Source organism: Thiobacillus sp. (assembly GCF_024708915.1).
Genome location: NZ_JANJXQ010000035.1, coordinates 1 through 6,015 on the forward strand (window position 1 = coordinate 1; position 6,015 = coordinate 6,015).

The 6,015-nt window shown below is 65.2% G+C and carries 6 protein-coding genes; 4 read left to right on the forward strand and 2 right to left on the reverse strand.

Annotated elements, in window-relative coordinates:
• From Q0L94_RS02895 to Q0L94_RS02905, 3 genes are all read left to right on the forward strand, one after another.
• On the forward strand, nt 1–445 hold a 445-nt coding region (locus Q0L94_RS02895), incomplete at its 5' end, for a thiamine phosphate synthase (RefSeq protein ID WP_296749923.1).
• Nucleotides 446–453: 8 nt separating this feature from the next.
• Nucleotides 454–1,731 (forward strand): glutamate-1-semialdehyde 2,1-aminomutase, encoded by a 1,278-nt coding sequence (gene hemL, locus Q0L94_RS02900; protein WP_296749924.1) that lies wholly within the window; start codon nt 454–456, stop codon nt 1,729–1,731.
• Nucleotides 1,732–1,834: 103 nt separating this feature from the next.
• Nucleotides 1,835–2,902, forward strand: coding sequence for a hypothetical protein (locus tag Q0L94_RS02905; protein ID WP_296749925.1), 1,068 nt, complete (start codon nt 1,835–1,837; stop codon nt 2,900–2,902).
• Between the two features lie 61 nt (nt 2,903–2,963).
• Here Q0L94_RS02905 and dsbD read toward each other — a convergent pair whose 3' ends face one another.
• Together dsbD and cutA are read right to left on the reverse strand one after the other, a co-directional pair.
• The gene (gene dsbD / locus Q0L94_RS02910; RefSeq protein ID WP_296749926.1) at nt 2,964–5,162 is read right to left on the reverse strand and encodes a protein-disulfide reductase DsbD; all 2,199 of its coding nucleotides are present in this window, start codon (nt 5,160–5,162) and stop codon (nt 2,964–2,966) included.
• A gap of 58 nt (nt 5,163–5,220) precedes the next feature.
• A complete protein-coding gene (cutA, locus tag Q0L94_RS02915) occupies nt 5,221–5,544 on the reverse strand; it encodes a divalent-cation tolerance protein CutA (protein ID WP_296749927.1) in 324 nt (107 codons plus the stop codon).
• Between the two features lie 3 nt (nt 5,545–5,547).
• Here cutA and Q0L94_RS02920 point away from each other — a divergent pair, with 3 nt between their 5' ends.
• A complete protein-coding gene (locus tag Q0L94_RS02920; protein ID WP_296749929.1) occupies nt 5,548–5,955 on the forward strand; it encodes an FxsA family protein in 408 nt (135 codons plus the stop codon).
• Nucleotides 5,956–6,015 lie beyond the last annotated feature (60 nt).

Below are 6,015 nucleotides of genomic sequence, written 5' to 3' on the forward strand. Positions count from 1 at the left end.
GCCGCTGATCGTCAACGACGACCTGCGGCTGGCCGATCTGGCGGATGCCGACGGCGTGCACCTGGGACGCGACGACGGCAGCCTGCGCGAGGCACGCCTCATCCTCGGCCGCGACAAGCTCATCGGCGCTTCGTGCTACCAGAGCCTCGAACTGGCGCAGGCGGCGCAGGCCGCGGGCGCCGACTACGTCGCCTTCGGCAGTTTCTTTGCATCGCCCACCAAGCCGGCGGCGCCGCGCGCCAGCTTTGACCTGCTGCACGAGGCCGCGCCCGTCATCCGGGTGCCACTGGTCGCCATCGGCGGCATCACGCTCGCCAACGCGCCGCAATTGCTCGACGCCGGCGCCGACAGCCTGGCCGTCCTGTCGGCACTGTTCGATGCGCCCGACATCCGCGCCGCCGCGCATGACCTGAATCAATTATTTGCAACCGAATCTGAAGAGTGAACCGAACCATGAACCGCAACGAACAGCTTTTCGAACAATCGCAGAAAGTCATCCCCGGCGGCGTGAATTCGCCGGTGCGCGCCTTCAAGAGCGTCGGCGGCACCCCGGTATTCTTCAGCCGCGCCCAGGGATCGCGGGTGTGGGACGCCGACGGCCGCGAATACATCGACTACGTCGGCTCGTGGGGTCCGGCGATCCTCGGGCACGCGCATCCGGGCACCGTCAAGGCGGTTGCCGACGCCGCCGCCAACGGCCTGTCGTTCGGCGCGCCGTCCGAGGCCGAGCTGACCATCGCCACACGCATCACGCAATTGCTGCCGAGCATCGAGAAAGTGCGCCTGGTATCGTCCGGCACCGAGGCGACGATGAGCGCGATCCGGCTGGCGCGCGGCTTCACCGGCCGCTCCAAGTTCATCAAGTTCGAGGGCTGCTACCACGGCCACGCCGATTTCCTGCTGGTGAAGGCCGGCTCCGGCGCGCTCACCTTCGGCAACCCCACCTCGGCCGGGGTGCCGCCGGAAACCGCGGCGCAGACCATCGTGCTCGACTACAACGACGTTGCCGGCCTTGAGCGCACCTTCGCCGAGATCGGCAGCGAGATCGCCTGCATCATCGTCGAGCCGTTCGCCGGCAACATGAACCTGGTCAAGCCGACCGCGACGTTCATGGCGGCGATGCGCCGGCTGTGCGACCAGCATGGTTCCTTGTTGATTTTCGACGAGGTGATGACCGGCTTCCGCGTCGACCTCGGCGGCGCGCAGAAGCTGCTCGGCATCAAGCCGGATCTGACCACCCTCGGCAAGGTGATCGGCGGCGGCATGCCGGTGGGCGCCTTCGGCGGCCGCGCCGACGTGATGGACGCGCTGGCGCCGACCGGCCCGGTGTATCAGGCCGGCACGCTGTCGGGCAACCCCGTCGCGGTGGCGGCCGGGCTGGCGACGCTGGATGCGATTTCCGCACCCGGCTTCCACGCGAATCTCGGCGCCAGCACCGAGCGGCTGGTGAAGGGCCTCTCCGCTGCGGCCGACGACGCCGGCGTTGCCTTCTGCGCCGACTCGGTCGGCGGCATGTTCGGCCTCTATTTCGCCGCCACGCCGCCCGCCAGCTTTGCCGAGGTGATGGCAGGCGACCGCGAAAAATTCAACCGCTTCTTCCACGCCATGCTCGACCATGGCATCTACCTCGCGCCATCGGCATTCGAGGCGGGCTTCGTCTCGGCCGCGCACAGCGACGCCGACATCGACGCCACCATTGCCGCCGCGCGCGAAGTGTTCAAATCGCTGTAAAAACATTTGTCCGCGAAGGACGCGAAGTACCGCGAAAACAAGATGTGCTTTGATTTTCTTCGCGGTACTTCGCGTCCTTCGCGGATGAAAAAGGGTTTCCCCCATGAACGACGAACTGTCCCCCGAAGACGAATTACGCCTCAACGTCCTCTTCAACACCGAACTCAAAGCCGTCCGTATCGACGAGTCGACCATGACGCTGTGGGCGCTGACGCCGCAGGGCGAAGCCAGCGTGCCGCTGAAGCCAAACGAGCGTTCCGACCGCTACCTGAAGCGGGTGCGCGAGCAGCTGTCCGGCCACGCGCTGGGATCGCCCGGCGGCTACCCGGTGCATCTGACGCGCTGGACGCGGCAGTCGCAGGCCGGGCTGTCGGCCCAGCACCTGGCGCAGCTGCTGCTGATCGCCGAAGAGGAAGCGGTGGTCGCGGTGGTGCACTCGCCCGCGCTGACCGACGAACTGGCGCGCTACGCATGGTGGTGCATGCCGACCATCGAAAACGCGCGGCTGATGCTGATGCGCGACGTGGTATGCCATGGCAGCATAGGCCGCACGCTGGCGGAATTCCTGATCGAGCACCTGGCCTTCCTGCACGAGGACGATGTCGGCATTCTCGATACCGTGGCGGTGATGCTGGTTTCGGGCGTGCTGACCGACGCTGAACGGCTGTCGATCTGGAAACGCGGCAGCAGCCGTAATTCGTATTACGTGGCCTTCCTCGAATTGCAGCCCGATGCGCTGCCGAATCCGCGCGGCGCGCGCGCCGACCACGCCAGCGTACCGGAAATTGCCGGCAATCCTTACAGCGCGATGCTGGAAAAGGCGCTGTCGGGGCAGGGACAGACCTTCCTCGCCACCACCGCGCTCGTCCTCGACCGTCCGGAAATCCAGGAAGTGGTCAACCACGCGCTGAACGCGCTGGCGCAGTGGTGCGCACCGCTGCGCCAGGCCGACGAGGCCGCGCGCGGTGCGGCGCGTGCCGCGGTGCTCGCAGCCGCACCGCTGCTGGAGCCGGACTGCGCAGCGCTCGATACGCTGGCCACGGCGGATGCCGACAGCGTGCGGCCGATCTTTCTCAAGACCACTGCAATCGGCTCGCTGATGCGGCGCAAGATCCAGCCCATCGTCACCCCGCTGCTGGACAGCATCGCGGTACTGCAGCGTCAGCCCTGAAGGGCGTCACCGCGCGCGAAAGCGCGTGGGAAGCCGGCCGTCCTGAAACGGCCAGGCGACGTCAGCGTCCCAGTGCCGAGTCGATGCTCGACAGGAATTTTTCGGCTTTCTCGAACCCGATTACCTTGTAATCCGACTGCGCGCCCGCGCTGTTCCAGAAAATCAGTCCGGGCGGGCCGAACAGCTTGAAGCGCTTCAACAGCGCCTTGTCGGCTTCGTTGTTGGCGGTAACGTCGGCCTTCAGCAGGACCACGTTTTGCAGCCGTGCCTGCACCTTGGGATCGCTGAAAGTAAAGCGTTCCATTTCCTTGCACGACACGCACCAGTCGGCATAAAAATCGAGCATCACCGCGCGTCCATCGGCCTTCGCCGCCGCTAGGCGCGCGTCGAGTTCGGCGACATCCTTCACTTTCTCGAACGTCAGGCCTTTCTGCTCGGCCGCGACCGCCACGCCGCCAACGCCGCCCTTGAACACGTCGAGCGGCTGCAACAGGTTGCGGCTGCCCGCCAACATGCCAAGCAGGATCGCCAGGCCGCCGATGAGCAGCACCACACCCAGCCCCTTCCACAGCCGCGACCAGCCGGATGCGTGGGCCGGCAACGGATCGAGCGCATGCAGGTAGATTGCGCACGCGATCAACAGCAGTGCCCACAGCAGCATGCCGACCCAGCCCGGAATGACCGGCGAGATCAGGTAGATGGCGATCGCCAGCATCATCACGCCGAAGAAATACTTCACCGCATTCATCCAGCCGCCGGCACGCGGCAGCAGCGCTCCGGCCGACAGGCCCACCAGCAGCAGCGGTACGCCCATGCCCAGTGCCAGCACGAACAGCGCCACGCCGCCGAGAACGGTGTTGCCGGTCTGCGCGATGAAGGCGAGTGCGGCGGCCAGCGGCGGCGCGACGCAGGGGCCAAGAATGACGGCCGACAACGCACCCATGGCGAACACGCCGAAGAAATCGCCGCCTTTCATCTTGTTGGCGCGCTCGGAAAACTTGCTCTGCAGCGCACTCGGCAATTGCAGCTCGTAAAAGCCGAACATGGATAGCGCCAGGCCAACGAAAATCAGCGCGCCGATGCCGAGCGCCCACGGGTTCTGCAGGGCGTTGGAAATAAGGGTTCCTGACAACGCCGCCGCCACGCCGGCCACCGCATAGGTGATCGCCATTCCCAGCACGTAGGCAAACGACAGCAGAAAGCCGCTGGTCTTGGTCACTTTGGTGTTCTGCCCGGCGATGATGCCCGACAGGATCGGAATCATCGGGAACACGCAGGGCGTCAACGCCAGCAGCAAGCCGAGACCGAAGAAGGTGGCGATCACCGGCCAGAAGCTGCCGTCTTCCAGCACGCGTTCGATGCGCGAAGTGTCGTCGCTCGTCGCCTCGACCGGAGTGCCGGCCGCGGCCAGCGGTGTGGCAGCGCCATTGGCCGCCAGGGAAAATTCGCGCTTGATCGGCGGATAGCAGATGCCCACCGCTTCATTGCAACCCTGCCAGGTTGCCTCCAGCAGCAGAGTTTCATTTGCGGCGAGCGCGCGCGACAGCGTCACGCCGGCGGCAAAATCACGGTGATACACCTCGGTACGGCCAAAGGTCGGGTCGTCCTCGATGTCGCCTGCCGGCGTGTCGACACTCGCCACGCTCACATCGGCCGGCGACTTGACGGCAAAGGCGAGTTTGTCGCGATACAGATAAGTGTTTGCGGTCAGCGTGTAGTCGAACTTGACCGTCTGCGTATCCGGCATGGCGGCCGCGACGAGGAAGGCTTCGTCCGGCGGCAGCACGTTCGGCATCCCGTTATCGCCGGCCAGGCTGCGCAAGCCATCCAGCGCGGCAGTCGCTATCGGCGTGGCCACGGCTTCCGGCGCGGCCACAGGGAGTACAGCCAGCGGCGCCGGCAGCTTGATGGTCGCGCTGACCGTTTGCGGGGTGTAGCACAGCCCGGCGTCGGCGCAGCCCTGCGAGGTGGTTTTCAGCGTGACCGATGTGGCGCCCGGCGTGCGCTGGATCGGCAGCGCGATACGCACGTCCTTGAGATAGGTTTCGACCTTGCCGAAATATTCGTCCTGCTTCATCTTGCCTGGCGGCAGCTGCGGCGCGCCCAGGGTGGCGCCGGCAAGCTCGAACTTGAACTTGTCGCGGTACATGTAATAGCCGTCCGCAATCTGCCAGCGCGCTTCCAGCGTGTTGGCATCGAGCGCGCGCGCCGAGAACTTGAATGCAACTTCGGGATCAAGAAATTCTTCGGCGTGGGCCACTGGAAAGTGCGCAAATGCACCCCAAAGTAAAGGTAATACGCCGAGCAAACGAATCCACTTAATCATGTTTTTCAGTCTCCTTGGCCACCCAGTCGAGATAAGCGGGCAGGCCGTGCGTTATCGGTACGGCGATCAGTTCGGGTACATCGTCAGGGTGTTGCGCGCGGACAATGGCTTCAATCAGCGGGTAATTCGCCGCGGTGGTTTTGATCAGCAAAGGGATTTCATCCCTTGCTTCCACCGCGCCCCGCCAACGGTAGATGGAGTGGCATGCCGGCAAAACGTTCACGCACGCCGCCGCGCGGCGCTCGACCAGGGCGAGCGCCAGTTTTTCGGCGGCGCCCCGATCGGGTACATTGGTCAAGACTAACAAAGGTTTCATGTCATGCGCTTTGGTTGGTTTGTGCTACTGCTGTTGTCGTTTCCGGTACTGGAAGCCATCGGCATTTTCTGGATGGCCGACGCCATCGGCGGCTGGGTGCTGCCGTGGCTGCTGCTCGACGCCATCGCCGGGGTCATGCTGATTCGCACCGAGCGCGTTGCCTGGGGCGCGCGCCTGCTGTTCTCGGTACAGTCGGGCACGCATCCGCTGGCCGCGCTGTTCGCCAGCGGCCGCATTCTCCTCGCCGGCGGCCTGCTTGTCTTCCCCGGCTTCATCAGCGATGCTGCCGCGCTGCTGCTGTTGCTGGCTCCCGGCACCTGGAGCCGGCGCAAGGCGGATCCGCTGCGGCCGGCCAACGACGATGTGCTGGAAGGCGAGTTCAAGCGCGAACCCGACGATTTGCTGCGTTAGCAAAAACGGCGTCACGATGATTCAGGCCGCGCTGCGCCAATCAAAACAGCTTCATCTGCC